Source organism: Geotoga petraea (assembly GCF_900102615.1).
GTDB classification, from domain to species: Bacteria; Thermotogota; Thermotogae; order Petrotogales; family Petrotogaceae; genus Geotoga; species Geotoga petraea.
This window is the reverse complement of the sequence record NZ_FMYV01000004.1, coordinates 99,643-119,662: the sequence shown is the minus strand read 5'-3', so window position 1 is coordinate 119,662 and position 20,020 is coordinate 99,643. Positions and strand designations below refer to the sequence as shown.

The following is a 20,020-nucleotide window of genomic DNA, read 5'->3' as shown; positions in this document are numbered from 1 at the left end:
TAATGAGGTGATAAAAAATGAAAGGTTATATTGCATTAGACATAGGTGGCACAAAAATATTAGGAGTTTTTTTCAACGAAAAAAAAGAAGAAGTGAAAAGGGAGAAAAAATCTACGAATGCTCATAAAGGTTTTGAAAAGGTACAGGAAAAAATATGCAAAGTTATAGACAATTTATCTGAAAATAACGAAATATTGGCAATTGGATTGGGGATCCCGGGTTTTGTTAGAAATGGAGTTGTAGAATTCACGCCAAACCTTCCGCTAACAGGCTTTAATATTGAAAAATTTTTAAAAGAAAAATATAATGTTCCCGTATTTGTTGGTAACGATGCCAATGTTTCTCTTTATGGAGAATTTAAACATGGCGCAGTGAAAGATTTCAAAAATATAGCTGGTTTTTTTATTGGAACGGGAGTTGGCGGTGGAATAATAATAAATGGAAAAATGTATACAGGAGCAATTGGTGGTGCTGGAGAATTTGGACACATGACTATTAACGCACATGGCCCTTATTGTGGATGTGGTTCGAGAGGATGTGTTGAGGCCCTTGCTTCAAAAACTTCTATGCATAGGGATTATGAAAATAGTATTAAAAAAGGATTTAAAACTTCCATGAAAGAACATGTAGAAGAAAAAAATATAATTAAATCATCAGAATTAAAAAAAGCATACGACTCGAAAGATGATGTAACCCTACATATTGTTGAAAACATGATCTATAATTTGGGTGTAGCATCTGGAAGTATTATGAATATTTTAAACCCAGAGGTGATAGTTTTTGGTGGTGGAATAATGGAATCAATGGGAAAAGATCTTTTACCAGAAATTATAAGAGTTTCAGAGCATTTTTCAATAAAACAAATATTTAATAATACTGAATTTAAAATAGCTGAATTGGGAGATGATGCTTGCATTTATGGGGCATTGGGCTTAATAGAAGATGGACTTGAAGAGGTGAACTAATGTTTGAAAGCAAAACTACTGCAGTTATAAACTTAGGATCAGATAATCTTTATTTGACTATAGTTGAAAGGCAAAATAACAATATAAAAATATTGGAAAAATTAGAATATCCTTTGAGTATGGGGAAGGATACATTTACCAATGGATATATAAGTTTTGAAAAGGTTGACAGAGCATGTGAGATTATTTCGGGTTTTAAAAAGATCATAGATGATTATAAGATAAAAGACGTATATGCTACAGGAACAACGGCACTTAGAGAGGCGAGTAATTCTTATTTTATTTTGGATCAGATTCAAACAAAAACAGGAATTAAAGTGTCGATAATGGATGATTCTGATGAAAAATCATATATATTTAGAGACATAATTAGGCATTTAAGGTCTAATAAAAAGTACAAAAATAAAAATATCTTCATTGCTTATATAGGCACTGGATCACTTGGTATTGCTTATTATACAGGAAATACTATAATATACACGCAGAACATCAGAATTGGATCTTTGAAAATTGCAGAAATATTGAGTAACTTGCAGGATAAAACGGAAGAATTTTATTCAGTTATTGAAGATTATTTAAGCACATTTACAGACGCTTTAAGAAGTCAAATGCCTGTTGGTAAAATAGACTATTTTATAGCCGCTGGAAGAGAAGTTGAATTGATATATAATACAGAAAACGAAAACAGAATAAATGGTAATGGTGAAAAATATTTATCCTTTAGAGATTTTGAAGATTTCTATGATTCTATTAAAGGTAAAACAGTAAATCAAATTAGTACAGAGTTCAATCTAAATGAAATAAAATCAGAGGCTTTGATCCCCTCAATGGGATTGTACAGAATGTTGCTAAAGCTTTTCAATATAGAGGATATTATAATACACAAATCAAACCTATCTGAAAGTATAGCTTATGAAAGGCTTTTCAGCGATATGAACGAAAATCTAATTAGTAATTTCAATTCTTTTATAATAGATAATGCTGAATATATAGGGTCGAAATACCTTTATGACAAAGAACACGCAAAAAATGTAGAAAAATTTAGTATCTTGATTTTCGATGAAATGAAAAATTACCATAAAATGGGAGAAAGAGAAAAAATACTACTTCGAGTTGCAGCCATACTTCACGATGTTGGAAAATACATAAATATAAATAAACACGCAAAAAATTCTTATAATATTGTAAAAAATTCGGATATTGTGGGATTATCAAAAAAAGATATAGGAATAATCGCCAATATAGTTAGGTTGCACAGTAAGCAAATGTTAAAAATAGACAATTTCTACCTCACAAAACTATCTTTGAACGATAGATTTAAAGTTGCTAAAATGTTGGCGATTTTGAGAATTGCTGATTCTTTAGATCGAGGGCATAAGAATAATTATGAGAACGTGGAGATAAAACTTAAAAAAGAAAAATTGGTTATTAAAGTAGAATCTTATCAAGAACTGATGCTTGAAGAATGGAGCTTTAACAAAAAAAGTGAATTTTTTGAAGAAGTTTTTGGAATAAAACCTCTATTTAAGAAGGTGAAATTATGAAAGAACAAGATTTAGACAATCATAAATATTATACTAACAGAGAACTGTCATGGTTGGATTTTAATAACAGAGTACTCGAAGAAGCTTTAAGAAGAGACAACCCATTATTGGAAAGACTTAAGTTTTTATCGATTACAGGTTCCAATTTAGATGAATTTTATATGATCCGTGTGGCTGGGTTAAAAGAACAGGTAGAAGCTGAATATACAAAAAAAGATATTTCTGGTCTTACCCCAAATGAACAGTTGAAAAAGATATCTGAAAAAACACATATTATGGTGGATAAGCAGTATAAATGTTTGATGAGAGCTTTAATACCCCAATTAAAATCTAATAATCTTATTATAAAAGATATTTCTGATCTTGAAAAAGAAGAGAAGAAATTCTTGAAAAAATATTTTAAATCTACTATATATCCAGTAATTACCCCGATGGCGGTGGATCAGAGTAGACCTTTTCCACTTTTACCAAATAAGAGTATTAATCAGGCTGTTAGATTGCAAGATGAAAATAAAATTGATTATTACGCTTTCTTACAAGTTCCATCAATACTTCCGAGGTTCATAGAGCTGCCAAACCAAGATGCAGATAAAAAGTCTTTTATTCTTTTGGATAAGGTCGTTCAAATGTTTTCGGAAAGGCTCTTCAAAGGTTATGAAATAATAGAAATGTTTCCTTTTAGAATAACCAGAAATGCTGATTTGAGTATTGATGAAGAAGAAGCAGAAGATTTGTTGAAAGAAATTGAAAGTTCATTAAGACAACGTCAATGGGGGGTCCCCGTAAGATTGGAACTGGATAAAAGGGCTTCAGAAGAAATAAAAACCTTTCTGCTATCAATGCTGGACTTGAAGGAAGAAGATATATTCTACGTTTCAGGACCAATAGATTTATCTGCTTGGATGAGTATAGCAACTATAGATGGATTTGAAGAGTTAAAATACAAACCCTTTAAACCTGTAAAATCACACTTTTTATATGGAGATAAAGATATTTTTGAAGTACTGAAAGAAAAAGATATATTACTTCATCACCCTTATGAAACTTTTGACCACGTTGAAAATTTTCTTTCAAAAGCAGCAGATGATCCAAATGTTTTGGCAATAAAGCAAACTTTGTACAGAGTTAGTGGAGATTCAACTGTAGTAAATACTCTCATAAAAGCTGCTGAGAACGGTAAGCAGGTAACAGTTCTTGTAGAACTAAAAGCAAGATTTGATGAAGAAAACAATATACAGTGGGCAAAAAAACTTGAAAAAGCTGGATGCTATGTTGTGTATGGACTTGTTGGGCTAAAAACACACTCTAAAATTTTATTGGTTGTCAGGAAAGAACCTGAAGGGATAAAAAAATATGTACACATGTCTACTGGGAATTATAATGATAAAACTGCTAAATTATATACAGACATAGGATTCATGACATCAAAAGAACCTTATGGCAGTGACGCTTCAGCTTTATTCAACGTATTAACTGGATACTCACAACCACCAGAATGGAAAAAAATAGCGGTTGCACCTATTAGCTTAAAAAGCCGTATAATAAATATGATAAAAAATGAAATAGAAATACATAAAAAAACTGGAAAAGGACACATAATAATAAAGGTAAATTCTTTGTTAGATAAAGAAGTTATTAAAGTTATGTATGAAGCGTCTAACGCTGGAGTGAAGTTAGATCTTATAGTAAGGGGAATTTGTGCATTAAAACCAGGGATAAAAGGTGTTAGTGAAAATATAACTGTAAGAAGTATAGTCGGGAAATTCTTGGAACACAGTAGAATATTCTATTTCTCAAATGGAGAATCTCCAAACATATACATGACATCTGCCGATTTGATGCCAAGAAATTTAGAAAGAAGGATAGAAACTCTCTATCCAATAGAAGATGAAAACCTCCAAAAAGAAACAAAAAAAATATTAGATGTAATGTTATCAGATACAGAAAAAGCTAGAGTTCTTCAACCAGATGGAACCTATAGAAGAGTAGATAGAAGAGGTAAAAAACGAGTAGATTCTCAAGAATATTTTATAAAAATGTATGAAAAGCTATTAAAATCAAAGAGAAATACAGAAAAAATAGAAATACTAAGCCCGATATCAAAACCAGAATAACTAAAAAAATACTTAATAGTTTCTTAGCATATGTTTAAAACAATTCATGTTACAATATATATCAAGTGGCAGAGTAGATGTCAAGCGTTAATAGTGCTCAAGGATGGGACGTTGCCTTGGGACGAAACTCCTTTTTTTAAAAGGATGCGGTTTGACATTGCGTCCGCTGTCACCAAAGATAAACTTCTTTTCTTTGGTGAGGTTCTGCCATAATCCAAAGAAAAGGAGGTGAAGCTATGAATATCAATTTAACGCGAAGAATTGTATTGATGGCTCTTTTAGTGGGGCTTGGCATAGTTTTGACAAGGTTTTTAAGCCTGAGATTTGCAATTGGAAGTATAGAAGGAGTCAGAATAGGTTTTGGTGGATTCCCAGCTATTTTTGGCGGTATTATCCTTGGCCCTTTAGCCGGCGGAATAATTGGAGCTATAACTGACATACTTGGTTTTTTGATAAATCCAATGGGCCCTTATATGCCGCATTTCACTCTAACAGCAGCTTTAACAGGTGCAATTCCAGGATTTATATATATTTATATGCTAAGGAATAAATCAACTTGGTTGAACTTGATTTTAGCCATATCAATTGGACAAATAATAACGTCTTTATTGTTGACCCCATATTTCTTACAATTGCTATTTGAGATACCAATGACTGTTACAATAATCCCAAGATTAGTAGGACAGGCAATAAACATTCCAATATATGTGTGGCTGACAAAAGTTATAAACGAAAGAGGAATACAAAAATTATATATGACACATAAAACCAGAGAGGCTTGATTAATTTCAAGCCCCTCTTTTTTATAGTTCTTTTTTGTTTATTTTTTCCAGATATTCATGAAAAATTTTATTACTTTCATCAATTTTGCTGTTAAAAATATATTCGATCTTACCTTCATTATTTACTAAAAATATTTTTCCAGTATTAATATTTAATTCATATTCAAAATCCTTATCATAAACAACATGAAAACGGATATTAGGATTATCATATTTTAGTTCTTCTATATATTCTAAAGTAGTTAATTCAGAATTATTATAGTTAAACATTTTATTTTTATACAATCTTTCGTTGTAGTATAAAACTAATTGAACTTCAAATTCTTTCCCCAATTTTTTTGAAACATCATCTATTGTTGTGAGAGTTAAATAAAAGGAGTCATTCAATATGTCTTCATAGATAATAGCTTTAAAATAATTATTTTTATAAAATTTTTCTCCAGCAACATTAAGTTTATCAATGTTGTCATTTGTATAAATTTGTTTTGGAAAATAAAAATCGTTATTATTTTCATAGTTTATTAAGTTCAGCATTAATTTGTCTAAATCTATATATTTATCATTATAATCAAATAGAATATTGTTTTCCTCAAACAAAACAGTATTTCTAATAATTTTATCTGATTCATAATAGTATATTTTTTCGATTTTATTTTCAGATTTGAATTTGTTATAATTATTCTTATATTCACGGTTTGTTGCCATAATTATTTCAAAATTCAAATTGTTTTTTAATATAAAATCTTTAAGCTTTTTAAAATGTTTTATTTCATATTCTTCATAATTTTTAATATCAATGTATTTTACTATAAGAGGTTTTTCTGAAATAAACAAGTTATCATTTTCACTGTAAATTTTATTTGGTGATTGGACAGAATTATTTTGTTCCAAATAATGTATAAAACCACTATTAGGATTTACTATTTGCATTAGGAATAAAATCAGAGATGTTAATAGAAAAATCACTAAAAATATATTGAAAGATACTTTTAAAAACTTTTTCATATTTTCCCACCACCAAGTTGAATATTGTTCAATATATTAACAACAGAAGTAGCATAATTATGTATAAAATGAATAAAAATCGGTATATAAATACTTTTGCTTTTTCTAAAAGAATAATATAAAACTATTCCAGAGAAAAAATAGATTAAAAAATGTTCTCTGTGCATGATAGAAAAAACAACTGAAATGATAAAGCCAATTATTATTTCTTCATAAAATTTATCTTTTACAAAATCAAAAATTCTTATAAGAATTATAAAAAATAAAAATCTCATGATTAATTCCTCATAAATTGGAGCTATAATAACAGCATATATATTATTTTCTATAACTGAAATTGGGCTTACAGAATCATAAGAGAACATAATAGCTATGAAAAATCTAAGAAGATAAAATAATAATATAATTGATAAAAGGTTAAAAGAAAGATTCTTTAATTTTGGTAATTTAAGATATTTTATAGATTCAGAATCTTTTGTGATATAAAAATAAATAAAAAATATAATAGAAAAGTAAAAGGTTAATAAAATAATATTATAAATATTCCAGAATAAAAAAACACTAACCAAAAAAATAGCAATTAAAAATATTTTTTCCTTTTTCATTTAATCACCCCAATAATTAAAAGAGGGGTTACCCCCTCCATATAAAATTTATTCATAATTAATAATCGGCTCACTATAGGGAGATAATGTTCTCCACTGTCTGCTACTAGAACTTAATGTTCTGACATCATTTACTGGGTAAGGTAATTGAGATAAATAAGAATTTATTTTTATTTCCAATAATCTCTTGGCCTCAGCTTTTGCAGTAAAATAACCATCAAGTGCTTTAGCAGTAGCTACAAAAACTTTCTCTGTTTCTTCTATAATAGCGCCTACTAATAATTCAATACCTATTTTCTTTGTTGCCTCAACAAAATATAAATAACCAACACCATCTGGAGTTACTATGTTATGACTTTTCAAGTCAACTAAAGAATTATCTGTGATTGAATTATTTTGTGAAAATGCGAAAGAAGAAATTAATATAACCATAATGAACATAACAAGCATAATTTTTTTCATAAAAACCACCTCAATAATTATAATTTGTAAATGCATTTACATAATAATAATAATAATAATAATTAAAATATTAAAAACATTAAAGTAAAATATATGTAAAAATAAACGTCATCATCAATAAAATGTTAATGATGTAAAAAATATCAAAGATGATTATTTAATTTTTATTGAAATAGTTTTATTTGATATACGAATAAAAGTATAAAAAAGAGGAGCTTAATTATTTCAAGCCCCTCTTACTTTTTATATAATTATTATTTTATAACTTTTTTTCTTATCATATCTTTTTCGGAAAGATCTAACTCTGTTTTTATTTTTATTATTGTATTTGGATTTGCTGAAACAATATTTTCTCCGTTTTTATTATTCTGCATTTCGGGGAAATTGATTTTAATTGGGTCTCCTTTTGGTTGGATAATTTCAACTTCATCTCCAACATTGAGTTTATTTCTCACTTCAAGGAGGTAATGATCATCTCCCAAATCTTTCAAGACTTTAGCCACCAATTTATGTGTATGCTTATAAGCAGAAGAATCATAATTATGATCCTCTGTTCCTGGTTTTTTGAAATAAAATCCAGAAGTATAATTTCTGTGGCTTATTGTCATTAGTTCGTCGAGCCATTTCTGCTTGAACTCCCATTTTTTTTCATAATATTCATCAATTGCCTGTCTGTATATTTTTGTGGTTGTTGCTGCGTAATAAATTCCCTTCATTCTTCCTTCTATTTTCAGACTATCCAAACCAGCATCTATCATTTGGTCTAAAAATTCTATAGTACAAAGGTCTTTAGAATTCATTATATATGTTCCTCTTTCATCTTCACCTATTGGGAAGTACTGTCCAGGTCTTTTTTCTTCAACCAGATTGTATTTCCATCTACAAGGTTGGGCACAAGCTCCTCTGTTAGCGTCTCTTCCTGTCATGTAATTGCTCAAAAGACATCTTCCAGAAATAGACATACACATTGCTCCGTGGACAAAAGCTTCTAACTCTATATCCGGCACTTTGTCTCTTATCTCTCTTATTTCTTTAATTGAAACTTCTCTTGCAAGAATAACTCTTTTTGCGCCAAGATCTTTCCACATTTTAACACTTGCCCAGTTTGTGTTGCTTGCCTGAGTGCTTATGTTTATAGGAATATTGCTGTTTTCTTTTACTATTTGAAAAACTCCCATGTCAGCAACTATGATTCCGTCTAACCCAAGAGTGTCTAAATATTTTACATATTCAGGCATTCTTTCCAAATCGTTGTTGTGAGGGATAATGTTTAAAGTGACATAAAGCTTTTTGTTCAAAGAATGAGCCAGTTTTACAGCATTTTCAAGTTCAGCATCGTTGAAGTTATCTGCAAAAGCTCTGAGGTTGAACATTTTTCCTCCAATATAAGCAGCATCAGCACCATATCTATACACCATATCCAATTTTTCGTAATTACCAGCAGGTGACAACAGTTCTATTTTTTTCAATTTTATATCATCCTTTCAATATTATTTCTCCAATTTAGATTTCAAATAATCAATTGCTATAAAATATCCTTTTGTTCCAAATCCAGAAATTACAGAATTACAAACTTCTGATATAACAGACTTTTTTCTAAAATCTTCTCTGCTATAAATATTTGAAATGTGTAATTCTATTTTTGGTGCCTCAACCAATTCGAGAGCATCTCTAATAGCGTAAGAATAATGAGAATATGCTCCAGCATTTATTATGAGAGCATCATAGTCTAATTTTTGTATAGAGTCTATTATATCGCCTTCATGATTTGATTGGAATATTTCCAGTTCAAAATTTCTATCTTTTGAATATTTCATCAGATCATCGCACAAATCTTTATATGTCTTTTCTCCATAAATTTTTTTATCTCTTTTCCAAAGCATATTGAGATTGGGCCCGTTTATAATTTTTATTTTCATAATAAATCCACCACTTCTTCTGGAGAGATTTCAACAAAATAGAACTCTCCAATCTTTTTTAATAAAGGTATCTTTATCTTACCTGAATCAGTTTTTTTGTCTTTTCTTAGATATTTCAACAGATCATCTTTTTCTAATTCCATATTTAAAATTTCATTATCTATATATAAATTCAATAACTCATTTATTGTGTTGAAATCATGTGCACATAAAAAACCCATTTTTTTAGAAATTAAATTTTCTTTTTTAATACCCCATGCTACAGAAACACCGTGTTTGTTATCAGTGATACTTTCAAATGCATGCCCAAGTGTGTGCCCATAATTCAAAGCCATTCTTATATTTTTATCTGTTTTATCCTTTGATACGAAGTTGATTTTTTTCTTAACGCTTTTAACTATTAAATCAGTCATGAAATCGAGATTTCTTTTTTCAATTTTTTCTTTTTTATCTAAAAAAATGTCAATGTTTTGTTCTGTTAAGATGAATATTTTTATTATCTCTATCAATCCGTTTATGTATTCAGTATCGTCCAGTGACATTATATAGTTTGTATTTATATATGTCTTTTCGGGGATGTTTATATTTCCTATAATGTTCTTGTATTTTCTGTAATTAACCCCATTTTTCCCACCTATTGAAGCATCCACTTGAGACAATAATGTCGTTGGATTCAGGGAATATTTAATTCCTCTTTTATAAATAGAACAGGCAAAAGCAGCAATGTCTGTTACCGCACCACCACCGTAAATCTCAATCAGATTTGATCTATCTACGTCATTTTCTATAAAAAAGTCTATTATATCCATAATTGTTTCCATTTTTTTGTTTTTTTCTGGCTCTTTTATTTTGAAAATGTTCTTCCCCTTGTATTTTGAAAAGAAAATGCTGTGAAACTTGTCATCAGAAATGATGATTTTTTTATTCAAAAAATCTTCGTCTAATTTATTTTTTAAAAATGTATTCTGTATCTCTTTATCTACAATTTTGTATTCTTTTACAAAAAATGTGTTCAAAATTTTAGCAGTTGATTCTTGAATATTCAAGCCAGAAATATCTATTTTATAAAACTCATTGTATATATTTTTTCTTTTCTCCCACAAATCTAAAAGACTGTTTCTATCTTTTAAAAGTGGTCTGTGTGATATTTCAAGATTGTTTATTATTTCATCTATATCCTTATAAATGAAAAAAGACTTTTTTTCTTTCAAGAATTTTCTGTTTTTCTTGTTTAAAATTACTCCCCCACCAGTTGCAATAATGCCCTCTTTATTGTTTAAAGAAAACAAAAGTTCAGATTCCAAATCTCTAAAACGAGATTCACCATATTTATTAAAAATATCTTTTATCTTCATATTATTCTGTTTTTCAATTATTTCGTCCATGTCTAAAAAATCTATATCTAATATTTTTGATAGCTTTTTACCAAGTGTTGTTTTTCCAACTCCACTTAAACCGATTAAAAATATTTGCATAATCAAAACTCCTGGTATCTTTTTACTATGTCTTTGTAATTTCCTGTACCAAAATTTTCTATAATAGCCTCAAAAAGCATTAGGTTCATAACATTTTTTAGTATTACACTTAGGGCTGGAACGGCTGTTGTGTCTGATCTTATATATTTTGTTTTGGCGTTATTATTATTTTTTAAATCAACAGAATCCATTGGTTCTAAAACAGTTGGTATTGGTTTGGCATAAACATTCACAACTATGTTTTCTCCATTTGTAAAGCCTGCTTCAATGCCACCAGCTGAATTTGATTTTCTGGATATTTCATTGTTTTCAAAGTAAAATTCATCGTTATAATGTGTTCCAGGTAAATGGAAATTTTCTGCCCCTATGACTACACCTTTTACAGACGGAATCGCAAAAAAGTACTTCCCTATTTTTGAATCTATTCTATCAAAAAGGTTTGAATAATCTCCTATTCCTGGTTTTATATTTTTTGCTATTACCCTTATTTTCCCTCCTAAAGAATTTTTTAAAAAATTATCTATTTCTTTTTTAAACAGTTTAGAATATTCTTCGTTTGGTGATCCAGTATGTATGTTTTTGTTTTCTTTAACAAAATCAAAATCATAATTATTTTCATCTAAGATTCTCCCAAGAGAGTAGACGTAGCTTACAGTATCTATATTCAAGTGATTGAGAAACTGTTTGGATATACTACCCAATGCAGTTATTACAGAAGTCCATCTTGCAGAGTTTCTCTCAGCATAAATGTTCAAATTATCCAGTTTATATTTTTTAAATGCAGAATAATCACCATGTCCAGGCCTTGGTATACTTCTTTCTTCTTTCTCTGTGTTATCAGCAAGGTTTTTTATAACAAAAGATATAGGAGCACCAGTGGTAACTCCTTTCCACAGTCCAGAAATAATGTCTACAGAATCTTTTTCTATAGACATTCTCTTACCTCGGCCATAACCCATTTGTCTTTTTTCAAGTTCTTTGTTTATATAATCTATATTTATTTTTATTCCTGCTGGAAATTTTTCCAATGTTCCAACCATCATTTTCCCGTGAGAATCCCCAGATATACTAAAAATAATAATCACCTGACTTTTATTCTTATTTATATTATTATAACAAAAAAGTGAGAATACATCTTGTATTCTCACCATTTAAATTAAAGTAGTGTTTCTAATTCTTTTAAAGATAATATAGTTTCAACTTCTGGGTGTCTTTCATCGGATAATATGTTTAACCAAATGCCTTGTAATCCTGCTTTTTTACCTGCAATTATATCATTTTCAAGATCATCGCCGATGTATAAAATGTTTTCATGCTTGTGTTTAGTTTCGTTAACTGCATAATCGAAAATTTTTCTATCCGGTTTTATCGCGTTCGCTTCGTCAGAAGAAACTAAAACCGAGAAATATTTATCTATCCCGCTGTTTTTCATTTTTCTGATCTGAGTTTCTTTAAAACCGTTGGTCAATATTCCCAATTCATATTTTTTTGATAGTTTTTCTAAAATATATTCTGTATGTTCTATTAGTGCAGTTTGCTCAGATAAATCAAAAAGATAAAACTCGTTTATTTCTTCAATTGCTGAATCGTTGAGTCGTACATCAAATTTTTCAAAAGTATTTTTAAACCTCTTCATTTTTAAATCTTCAACAGTTATAAGTTTTTTTCTATATTTATCCCATAAGTCTAAATTGATTGCTTCATAAGTTTGTTCATAGTTTTTGTAAGTTATCAAAGGGTATCTATTTTGTACAAACTTATCAAAAGTATTCTTCAAAGCTATTTTTGAATTAGATTCAAAATCCCAAAGAGTGTGATCTAAATCAAAAAATATAAAATCGATATTTTTTACCATAAATTACACCTCACAATTTATTTTTTAACCATTTAAAAACGCTGTTAAACTTATCCTCGTTATATAAGTCCCAAATCTTCATGTTTTCAATTGCCTGAAATTTCCAAAAATCAACCCCATTTTTATATTTCAAATCATGATATTTTGCTTTTTCTATTAAAGGAGTTTCTCTGTAGTTTACATCATAAACAAATTTGTTTTTCTTAGAAAATGAAGAAACTATTTCCTCATTCTTCAAACCAAGTGGAGTGCAGTTTATAAAAGTGTCTGTTTTTGAAAGTACTTCGTCTAATTTATCCATAGCAAAGCTTTTAATTTCGATTTCTGGATATATCTCTTTTAATGCATCTATTTTTGAAACTGTTCTGTTTATAACATTAATTTGTTTTACTCCACGTTTTATTAGACCATATATAACAGCTCTTGCTGCACCACCGGCACCAAAAAGAGTGATATCATCAAAAATTTCTTCGTTTTCTATACTTTTATAAAACCCAATCCAGTCTGTGTTGTACCCCTTATAATCTATAATACAGTTTACAGCACCTATTTTTTTGGCGTCTGTATCAATATAATCAAGTTTTCCCATTATTTCTATTTTGTATGGGTTTGTGACATTTAATCCCCTTGTATTTTCAAGTATTTTATCTATATATTTATCATAATTTTCTCTATTTAAGTTGAGACCCACATATTTTGAATTTTTATCGAATAACTCAAAATACTTGCTAAAAAAAACTTCAGATAATGTTTTTTTTCTGGGATATTGAATAATTCCATAATTACTAATTTTAATCACTCCTCTTATGAAAAAAAGCCTTTAATAATTTCAAAGAAATTTGGAAAAGAAACATCAACACAGTTACTATTTTTGATTTTAATTCCCTCTTTACTTATCAATCCAGCAATAGCAAAAGTCATTGAAATTCTGTGGTCATTGAACGAGTTTATTTCTCCACCTTTAATTTCTTGAGGGCCTTCTACTATAAATCCATCATTCAATTCTTCTATTTTCACACCTATTTTCTCGAAATTCTGAACCAAAGCATTTATCCTATCGGTTTCTTTTCTCCTCAGTTCTGAAAGATTTTTAAAAATAACCCTTCCTTCAGATTGAGATTGAATCAAAACTAAAATTGGAATTTCATCTATCATAAAAGGTATCAAATTTTCGTCAATGTTTTTAAGGTTAATCATATTTGAAAATACAGGGACGATGTCGCCTATAGGTTCAATATCATTTTTAAAATTTTTAATCTCAAACTTTGCATTCATTTTTTCGAGAACTTGAAACATACCAGTTCTTGTTTTATTCAAGTTCACACTTTTTATAATCAAATCAACTTTTTTACTAATCAATCCCATGGCTATGAAGTAGGCAGCAGAAGAAAAGTCCCCAGGTATTCTATAATTTAAACTTGTTGGTAGTGAAGGGGTTATTTCAATATAATTATCGTTTATCTCAATATCTACACCAGAATTTTTAAACATAATTTCTGTGTGGTTTCTTGAATTAATAGCACCTCTTATAGTTGTTTTCCCTGTTGCTCTTAATGCTGCAAACATTATGGAAGATTTTACTTGGGCACTTGGGATTTTCAGCCAATAATCAATCCCTCTTAGATTTCCACCAATAATGGTCATTGGAAGTTTGTAATTCTCACAGCTGATTTTTGCCCCCATTTCGCTTAATGGCTCAATAATTCTTTTCATAGGCCTTTGAGATAATGATGCATCTCCCAAAATGGTAAAATGCCCATCTATAGAGGCTAAAAGGCCAGAAGAAATTCTGGTAGTAGTTCCAGAATTTCCAGAATAAAAATCAAAATCAACGTTAAAAGATTTTGGTGGAGTAACAACCCATTTATTTGCACCTATATCTACTTTTGCTCCCAATTCTTTTACCAAATTGATGGTCCTCTTTGTATCTTCTGATATCAATGGGTTGAAAATTTGAGATTTTCCCTTTGAAATTGAAGATAACAAAAGAGCCCTGTGAGTTATCGATTTGTCAGATGGAACGTTGATTTCTTTTTTAATCCTTTTCTTCAAAGGGGGTATAAATATTTCAGACATTTTGTTCTTCAAATCCTTTAATTTTTTTTATGATCTTTTCAAGGGTTTTGAAGTCTATCGTTTGCTGACCGTCTGATATGGCTTTTTCAGGATTTGGATGTATTTCCAACATTATCCCATCTGCACCAGCCCAGAAAGATGAATAAGATAATTTTTCTATAAGATCTCTTCTTCCAGCTGCGTGGCTAGGGTCAGAAACTATAGGAACTTTTAAATTTTGAGAAATCATGACTATAGAATTTAAATCAAGTGTGTTTCTGGTACTCGGTTCAAAAGTCCTTATTCCACGTTCACAAAGAATTATGTTTTTGTTTCCCTCACTGGCTATGTATTCTGCTGAAAAAAGAAATTCTTCTATAGTATTCATAAATCCTCTTTTAAGAAGTACGGGCTTTTTCTGTTTACCTACCAACTTTAACAACTCAAAATTTTGAGAATTTCTGGAACCTATTTGAATTATGTCTGTAATATCTCTAACTATTTCAAAAGAGTCAAAGCCCAATGCCTCTGTCAAAGTTATCAAATCGTATTTTTCTGAATATTTTTTCATTATTTCCAAAGAGGTGATCCCCCCTCCTTGAAAAGAATATGGAGAAGTTCGCGGTTTGAAAGCTCCACCTCGTAATATTTTAATATCATTATCTTTTAAAAAACTACATATTTCATCCATAACCTGTTCATCTTCTATAGAACATGGACCAGCGATTATTTCAAAATCGTCTATAAAATAATCTTTTCCTTTTATAGAAATTTTTTTCTCGTCTATTGAAGATAATTTTGGAAATTTCTCAAACATTAAAATCCTCCAAATCGGGTCTTAATTCCTTTGCTCTGTGTAAATAAACATGTTTTTGAGTTGCGCTGTCACAGTGGATGAGAACCCTTATAATCCCCTTTGGGCTATTGTCCATCTCAGCTTCTTGTACACACATTAAAGGTGTGTTGATAAGATTTTCTTCATATCTTATTGCAGTTGCTGGGTTGTATGCTGTGATATCTTTAGTGACAGATACTATGATACTTGTAATGGAATTTATATAGTTTTGTTTTTGAATTTGTTCAAAAAGTTCTATACTTTTTTTCATAATTTCTTCTTTTTCATTTTTATCTACAGATGTAGCCCCTCTAATTGCAATCATTATTTACCTCCAAATTATTTTTTAAAACTCTTCTTTTTATATTTTATCAAAAATATCTTTCATTTAACAAAAATCTATTATACAAGATAAAAAAAGAGCGGGAATTAACCCGCTCAAACTTTTGAGTTCCACATTTTAATCCATGGTGTTATTAATTTTACCCCAACCCTCTTTTTTGAAGTAAAATAATACCACCTATAGAGGAAGGTGAGAATATGATTACGAACCTAAACTTATTATAACATATGTTAATATAAAAGTCAAAACATTACTTTTGTTTGAATTATTTTACTTTATTTTGAACTTATTAACTTTATATTTCCAAAAGCAGAATCACTATCTATTTTTATTTTAGGAGTAATTTTATTATTAATGAAATTATCATCAACCTTAGTGCTGATAAAAGGTCCGTTTTTGTCTATGTCGTATGTTGTTTCTCTTGAAGAGTAAATTTTAATGTTGTTAATAGCAGTGTTGGAATCGATCTTCAACTTAATTGGAAAAAACTCAGATTCCATTTTTATGTTTGAAATGGCTGCATCAACTTTTAAATCGTTTATATAATTTGAGTGACCTTCAACCCCCATGTTAACTATTGCTGAGTTGAGGTCAAAATCATATTCTATATTTTCAGGAAGATGTACAATTATTTTACTGTTATTAGTTGTTGTGAAATAATAAGTATTTTCTATTTTAATTCTGTTCCCGTTGATTTCAAAGTCAGGTTTACTGTTGTTATCTTTAAATTGAAAATCTATGTAATTTTCTTCATGATATCTTATGTCAAGGTTTATAGTGGCAAAATCGATCTGAATATCATAATTTGAATAATTTTCGTTTATAGGTATTTCAAAATTCCCGTTGAACATATCTTCTCTATTGGCTATTGGAACAAAAACGAGGTATAAAACGAACGCTATGCTCAAAGCGTAGTTGATATATCTAACCCATTTAAGGCTCTTTATTCCAGAAAGAATGCTTATACCTATAAAAACAAAGATAATTGGCCAAGCGTTGAAAAAATTGCTGAAAATTCTTAAAACAATGTCTACAGAAAATATTCCAAATAAAAGTGTAAAGCCAATTATTGCGAGTAATATTCCAAAAAATAACCTCATTTTTTATTCTCCCTTATAAATCCATAAACCATAGCACCACCAATAAAAATAAGGACTATGCTGATTAAAATTCTCCAAGATATGGCAAAGAAATTTATAGGAGTTAGAAGGCTTATCATCAAAGAAACCCCAAGAAATATTAAAAATAGTGCCAAAATAATGCTTATAATCCTTTTGTCTGGAGTATTAAATTTTCCCCCATTAGAAGTGTTAGTTTTGTACTCATCTTTAAAATCTTTTTCTTTATCATCAAAATCATTTCTAATTGGTTCTGGTGGAATAATTATCATTGCAATAATATACAATATTATCCCCGAACCATAGGCAAAAAACAACGCTACCCATAACAATCTTATAATAACTGGGTCGATTCCAAAATATTCCCCAACACCCCCGCACACACCGTCGATAACTTTATTTTTCCTCGATTTATAAAGTCTATGCATAATATTCATCCCCTTAATTGTTGTTGTGTATGATAATTATAATACACTATTATTTTCTTGAATTTAATTTTTAATTAATTAAATATTACACAAATTAATATATTATGCTTTTTGTTATGTTGTATATATCTATAACTTTGTTATCACCTGCTATTTGTTTTGCAAAATTGGATAAAAAATCGTATTTTATCGGCAAGTCTTTTAACAAACCAGAAGATATATATTTGTCCTCATCGATCAAATCTTTATAAGTGGGGTTAATAGAACGAGTGTTTATAAAAAAGTTGTAGTTGTAAATCGTTTTATCAGTTTCAAAAGAAAAAGATATGTAAGGCTTGAAATCCCTACCTTCAAAATTACTGTTTATTTCAACTTTTATGCTTTCTATTATTTCATAATCAAAAATATTATTACCTGCGAGGACTATCTTCTCTGAGTTAAGAGAAAAACTTAAAACTCCAATAAATAAAATTAATACAATAGTAAGTTTCTTCATACTACCATCTCCTTTTATAATAGCATTGTATAAATTATAACAAAAATAAAAATATTGTGTTAGTGAAAATATCTTTAAAACATTGTCTTTAAAAATATATACAAAAAAATGCCGAATCTGATGATTCGGCATTTAATTTATGTCAAAGCTACTCTTGCTTCTTTTAACTTTTCTCTAATAGGTATGTGCTGTGGACAAGATTCTTCACATAGGCCACATTCTATACAATTATCAGCTGCCTTTCCCTGACTTTCTAAATTAGCATAACCTCTCTTTTGTGATTCCCAAGTATTATATATACTTGCATTGTTGTATAGTGAAAAAACGTTTGGAATCATGACCCCTTCTGGGCAAGGTAAACAATATTTACAGCTTGTACAGTCTACTTTTATTCTATTATCATACACTTTTCTTACTTCTTCTATAATTCCAAGTTCTTTATCTGTTAAACTATTTGGAAGTGCATCTTCAGCTACTCTAATATTTTCATCAATATGATCGAACTGATTCATACCACTTAATAATAAACTAACTTTTGGGTTATTCCATACAAATCTTAGCGCCCATTCAGCTGGGGATCTTTTTATATCTGCTGAATTCCAAATTTTTTCAATATCTTCAGGAAGATTTCTTGTTAAACTTCCTCCTTTAAGAGGTTCCATTACAACAACTCCAAGTCCTTTATCTGCAGCATAATTTAGGCCTTCTAAACCTGCTTGATAATCTTCATCCATGAAGTTGTATTGAATTTGGCAAAAGTCCCAATTATAAGCATCCACAATCTCTTTGAAAACAGACAACTCATCATGGAAAGAAAAACCAATATGTTTTATTTTCCCGGACTCTTTTGCCTTTTCTATAAAGTCAAACACATTGTGTTTAAGATAATTGTCCCATCTATCTTTTGATAAAGCATGAAGAAGGAAAAAATCAATATAGTCCGTTTCTAATTTTTCAAGTTGTTCATCCAAATATTTGTCCATATCTTCTCTACTTTTGATCAACCAAGAAGGCAATTTATCTGCAAGATAAACTTTTTCTCTGTATCCATCTTTAAGGGCTTTAGCAACTAATAATTCACTATTTCCACCATGATAAGGATAAGCCGTGTCAACATAGTTAACTCCTTTATCAATGGCATGTCTTAGTTGCTTTATTGACAAATCTTCGTCAATGTTTTCATTACCTTCGCCGATTGTTTGAAATCTCATACAACCAAATCCAAGAGCTGAAACTTTTTCTCCAGTGTTTCCCATTTCTCTGTACTGCATACATTATCCCTCCTTATATCAATTATAATACGAAAACCTTACTATTATCAAGTGAATATTCTAAAACATAATAAATGTTAATATAGTATAATAGAAAAAATAAAATTATGGAGGTGGTTAAAATTAAAAATTTAAACAAGATGATTTACGGATTATTGTTTTTAGCAATAGGTGTTTTGTTAATTTTTGGCGTTTTTGATGACAAAAATATATGGGAATATATTTGGCCGTTATTTATATTGATACCTGGCTTGAGCATGGAAATAGACTTTTTTGAGAAGAAAAATTCAAACGATGCCGGAGAGCTTGTACCTGCAGGGATATTAATAATATTGGGTACATTTTTTTACTTTAATATATTCACAGATTTCCGATATATGGATATTTTATGGCCTATATTCATTCTAGCTCCCGCTTTTGGTCTTTTCCAATTATACTTTTTTGGGAAAAGGGAACGAGGACTGTTCGTTCCGATAGGAATATTATCTGTAATTGGGTTAATATTCTTGCTAACAAATCTTACAACAACAGAAGTTGGCGGAGCTTTAATCGGTTTTATATTCATATTAATGGGACTATTAATACTATTCAAAAGAAGAAAATAATAAAAAACAAGATTAGAAAGTAGTTTCTAATCTTGTTTTCTTTATGGCAGCCCCACGGGACTACCAGCTTTATTGATAAAAGGTTATTAATCCGAATACTTAAATAAAGTCTTTATTTATCTATATTCTATAAAATAATCCTG

At 29.3% G+C, this 20,020-nt stretch carries 21 protein-coding genes and 1 riboswitch; of the genes, 5 read left to right on the top strand and 16 right to left on the bottom strand.

Annotation, left to right across the window (positions count from 1 at the left end):
- Nucleotides 1–17 precede the first annotated feature (17 nt).
- From BLS00_RS05780 to BLS00_RS05765, 4 genes are all read left to right on the top strand, one after another.
- On the top strand, nucleotides 18–965 hold the full coding sequence (locus tag BLS00_RS05780; protein ID WP_091403582.1) for an ROK family protein: 948 nt from the start codon (nucleotides 18–20) through the stop codon (nucleotides 963–965).
- Nucleotides 965–2,509: a Ppx/GppA phosphatase family protein gene (locus BLS00_RS05775; protein ID WP_091403580.1), complete on the top strand. Its 1,545-nt coding sequence runs from the start codon at nucleotides 965–967 to the stop codon at nucleotides 2,507–2,509. Before BLS00_RS05780 ends, BLS00_RS05775 begins: the two co-directional genes overlap by 1 nt.
- Nucleotides 2,506–4,623 carry an RNA degradosome polyphosphate kinase gene (locus BLS00_RS05770; protein WP_091403577.1) on the top strand — a complete coding sequence of 706 codons (2,118 nt, stop codon included), beginning with the start codon at nucleotides 2,506–2,508 and terminating at the stop codon, nucleotides 4,621–4,623. The genes BLS00_RS05775 and BLS00_RS05770 overlap by 4 nt, the downstream gene beginning before the upstream one ends.
- Nucleotides 4,624–4,690: 67 nt before the next feature.
- Nucleotides 4,691–4,794, top strand: a riboswitch (THF riboswitch).
- A gap of 65 nt (nucleotides 4,795–4,859) precedes the next feature.
- Nucleotides 4,860–5,405 carry a folate family ECF transporter S component gene (locus tag BLS00_RS05765; protein ID WP_091403574.1) on the top strand — a complete coding sequence of 182 codons (546 nt, stop codon included), beginning with the start codon at nucleotides 4,860–4,862 and terminating at the stop codon, nucleotides 5,403–5,405.
- 21 nt (nucleotides 5,406–5,426) lie between these two features.
- Here the strand turns inward: BLS00_RS05765 and BLS00_RS05760 are convergent, their stop codons facing one another.
- The 16 genes from BLS00_RS05760 to BLS00_RS05685 form a co-directional block, all read right to left on the bottom strand.
- On the bottom strand, nucleotides 5,427–6,410 hold the full coding sequence (locus BLS00_RS05760; RefSeq protein ID WP_091403571.1) for a hypothetical protein: 984 nt from the start codon (nucleotides 6,408–6,410) through the stop codon (nucleotides 5,427–5,429).
- The gene (locus BLS00_RS05755) at nucleotides 6,407–7,015 is read right to left on the bottom strand and encodes a CPBP family intramembrane glutamic endopeptidase (RefSeq protein ID WP_091403569.1); all 609 of its coding nucleotides are present in this window, start codon (nucleotides 7,013–7,015) and stop codon (nucleotides 6,407–6,409) included. Before BLS00_RS05755 ends, BLS00_RS05760 begins: the two co-directional genes overlap by 4 nt.
- Nucleotides 7,016–7,063: 48 nt before the next feature.
- The gene (locus BLS00_RS05750) at nucleotides 7,064–7,477 is read right to left on the bottom strand and encodes a hypothetical protein (RefSeq protein WP_091403567.1); all 414 of its coding nucleotides are present in this window, start codon (nucleotides 7,475–7,477) and stop codon (nucleotides 7,064–7,066) included.
- A 254-nt stretch (nucleotides 7,478–7,731) separates the two neighbouring features.
- Entirely contained in the window at nucleotides 7,732–8,946 is a 1,215-nt protein-coding gene (locus tag BLS00_RS05745; protein ID WP_091403564.1) for a peptidase U32 family protein, read from the bottom strand.
- A 21-nt stretch (nucleotides 8,947–8,967) separates the two neighbouring features.
- Nucleotides 8,968–9,396: a type II 3-dehydroquinate dehydratase gene (gene aroQ, locus BLS00_RS05740; protein WP_167849014.1), complete on the bottom strand. Its 429-nt coding sequence runs from the start codon at nucleotides 9,394–9,396 to the stop codon at nucleotides 8,968–8,970.
- Nucleotides 9,393–10,871: a shikimate kinase gene (locus BLS00_RS05735; protein WP_091403561.1), complete on the bottom strand. Its 1,479-nt coding sequence runs from the start codon at nucleotides 10,869–10,871 to the stop codon at nucleotides 9,393–9,395. The genes aroQ and BLS00_RS05735 overlap by 4 nt, the downstream gene beginning before the upstream one ends.
- 2 nt (nucleotides 10,872–10,873) lie before the next feature.
- Nucleotides 10,874–11,914 carry a chorismate synthase gene (aroC, locus tag BLS00_RS05730; protein WP_244885739.1) on the bottom strand — a complete coding sequence of 347 codons (1,041 nt, stop codon included), beginning with the start codon at nucleotides 11,912–11,914 and terminating at the stop codon, nucleotides 10,874–10,876.
- Nucleotides 11,915–12,027: 113 nt separating this feature from the next.
- The gene (locus BLS00_RS05725) at nucleotides 12,028–12,726 is read right to left on the bottom strand and encodes a YjjG family noncanonical pyrimidine nucleotidase (RefSeq protein ID WP_091403560.1); all 699 of its coding nucleotides are present in this window, start codon (nucleotides 12,724–12,726) and stop codon (nucleotides 12,028–12,030) included.
- A gap of 10 nt (nucleotides 12,727–12,736) precedes the next feature.
- Nucleotides 12,737–13,525 (bottom strand): shikimate dehydrogenase family protein, encoded by a 789-nt coding sequence (locus BLS00_RS05720; RefSeq protein ID WP_091403558.1) that lies wholly within the window; start codon nucleotides 13,523–13,525, stop codon nucleotides 12,737–12,739.
- Between the two features lie 5 nt (nucleotides 13,526–13,530).
- Nucleotides 13,531–14,802, bottom strand: a complete 1,272-nt coding sequence (aroA, locus tag BLS00_RS05715) for a 3-phosphoshikimate 1-carboxyvinyltransferase (protein WP_091403556.1) — start codon at nucleotides 14,800–14,802, stop codon at nucleotides 13,531–13,533.
- Nucleotides 14,795–15,598 (bottom strand): 3-deoxy-7-phosphoheptulonate synthase, encoded by an 804-nt coding sequence (gene aroF, locus BLS00_RS05710; RefSeq protein WP_091403555.1) that lies wholly within the window; start codon nucleotides 15,596–15,598, stop codon nucleotides 14,795–14,797. Before aroF ends, aroA begins: the two co-directional genes overlap by 8 nt.
- A complete protein-coding gene (gene aroH / locus BLS00_RS05705; protein WP_091403553.1) occupies nucleotides 15,591–15,941 on the bottom strand; it encodes a chorismate mutase in 351 nt (116 codons plus the stop codon). Before aroH ends, aroF begins: the two co-directional genes overlap by 8 nt.
- A 293-nt stretch (nucleotides 15,942–16,234) precedes the next feature.
- Nucleotides 16,235–17,059 (bottom strand): hypothetical protein, encoded by an 825-nt coding sequence (locus BLS00_RS05700; protein WP_091403552.1) that lies wholly within the window; start codon nucleotides 17,057–17,059, stop codon nucleotides 16,235–16,237.
- Nucleotides 17,056–17,505: a PspC domain-containing protein gene (locus BLS00_RS05695; protein ID WP_205742437.1), complete on the bottom strand. Its 450-nt coding sequence runs from the start codon at nucleotides 17,503–17,505 to the stop codon at nucleotides 17,056–17,058. Before BLS00_RS05695 ends, BLS00_RS05700 begins: the two co-directional genes overlap by 4 nt.
- Before the next feature lie 94 nt (nucleotides 17,506–17,599).
- Complete coding sequence (locus BLS00_RS05690; protein ID WP_091403549.1) at nucleotides 17,600–18,001, bottom strand: hypothetical protein; 402 nt, start codon at nucleotides 17,999–18,001, stop codon at nucleotides 17,600–17,602.
- Nucleotides 18,002–18,138: 137 nt separating this feature from the next.
- Entirely contained in the window at nucleotides 18,139–19,272 is a 1,134-nt protein-coding gene (locus BLS00_RS05685) for an aldo/keto reductase (protein ID WP_091403547.1), read from the bottom strand.
- 140 nt (nucleotides 19,273–19,412) lie between these two features.
- Here BLS00_RS05685 and BLS00_RS05680 point away from each other — a divergent pair, with 140 nt between their 5' ends.
- Nucleotides 19,413–19,877, top strand: coding sequence for a LiaF transmembrane domain-containing protein (locus tag BLS00_RS05680; protein WP_091403545.1), 465 nt, complete (start codon nucleotides 19,413–19,415; stop codon nucleotides 19,875–19,877).
- Nucleotides 19,878–20,020: the final 143 nt, after the last annotated feature.

What these genes read in the sequence shown, in the direction of transcription:
- aroH (WP_091403553.1), bottom strand. Translation starts at nt 15,941, where the DNA reads ATGATTGCAATTAGAGGGGCTACATCTGTAGATAAAAATGAAAAAGAA.
- aroQ (WP_167849014.1), bottom strand. Translation starts at nt 9,396, where the DNA reads ATGAAAATAAAAATTATAAACGGGCCCAATCTCAATATGCTTTGGAAA.
- BLS00_RS05725 (WP_091403560.1), bottom strand. Translation starts at nt 12,726, where the DNA reads ATGGTAAAAAATATCGATTTTATATTTTTTGATTTAGATCACACTCTT.
- BLS00_RS05690 (WP_091403549.1), bottom strand. Translation starts at nt 18,001, where the DNA reads ATGAAGAAACTTACTATTGTATTAATTTTATTTATTGGAGTTTTAAGT.
- BLS00_RS05775 (WP_091403580.1), top strand. Translation starts at nt 965, where the DNA reads ATGTTTGAAAGCAAAACTACTGCAGTTATAAACTTAGGATCAGATAAT.
- BLS00_RS05700 (WP_091403552.1), bottom strand. Translation starts at nt 17,059, where the DNA reads ATGAGGTTATTTTTTGGAATATTACTCGCAATAATTGGCTTTACACTT.
- BLS00_RS05780 (WP_091403582.1), top strand. Translation starts at nt 18, where the DNA reads ATGAAAGGTTATATTGCATTAGACATAGGTGGCACAAAAATATTAGGA.
- BLS00_RS05680 (WP_091403545.1), top strand. Translation starts at nt 19,413, where the DNA reads ATGATTTACGGATTATTGTTTTTAGCAATAGGTGTTTTGTTAATTTTT.
- BLS00_RS05770 (WP_091403577.1), top strand. Translation starts at nt 2,506, where the DNA reads ATGAAAGAACAAGATTTAGACAATCATAAATATTATACTAACAGAGAA.
- BLS00_RS05735 (WP_091403561.1), bottom strand. Translation starts at nt 10,871, where the DNA reads ATGCAAATATTTTTAATCGGTTTAAGTGGAGTTGGAAAAACAACACTT.
- BLS00_RS05695 (WP_205742437.1), bottom strand. Translation starts at nt 17,505, where the DNA reads ATGCATAGACTTTATAAATCGAGGAAAAATAAAGTTATCGACGGTGTG.
- BLS00_RS05685 (WP_091403547.1), bottom strand. Translation starts at nt 19,272, where the DNA reads ATGCAGTACAGAGAAATGGGAAACACTGGAGAAAAAGTTTCAGCTCTT.
- BLS00_RS05760 (WP_091403571.1), bottom strand. Translation starts at nt 6,410, where the DNA reads ATGAAAAAGTTTTTAAAAGTATCTTTCAATATATTTTTAGTGATTTTT.
- BLS00_RS05765 (WP_091403574.1), top strand. Translation starts at nt 4,860, where the DNA reads ATGAATATCAATTTAACGCGAAGAATTGTATTGATGGCTCTTTTAGTG.
- aroF (WP_091403555.1), bottom strand. Translation starts at nt 15,598, where the DNA reads ATGTTTGAGAAATTTCCAAAATTATCTTCAATAGACGAGAAAAAAATT.
- aroA (WP_091403556.1), bottom strand. Translation starts at nt 14,802, where the DNA reads ATGTCTGAAATATTTATACCCCCTTTGAAGAAAAGGATTAAAAAAGAA.
- BLS00_RS05750 (WP_091403567.1), bottom strand. Translation starts at nt 7,477, where the DNA reads ATGAAAAAAATTATGCTTGTTATGTTCATTATGGTTATATTAATTTCT.
- aroC (WP_244885739.1), bottom strand. Translation starts at nt 11,914, where the DNA reads ATGATGGTTGGAACATTGGAAAAATTTCCAGCAGGAATAAAAATAAAT.
- BLS00_RS05755 (WP_091403569.1), bottom strand. Translation starts at nt 7,015, where the DNA reads ATGAAAAAGGAAAAAATATTTTTAATTGCTATTTTTTTGGTTAGTGTT.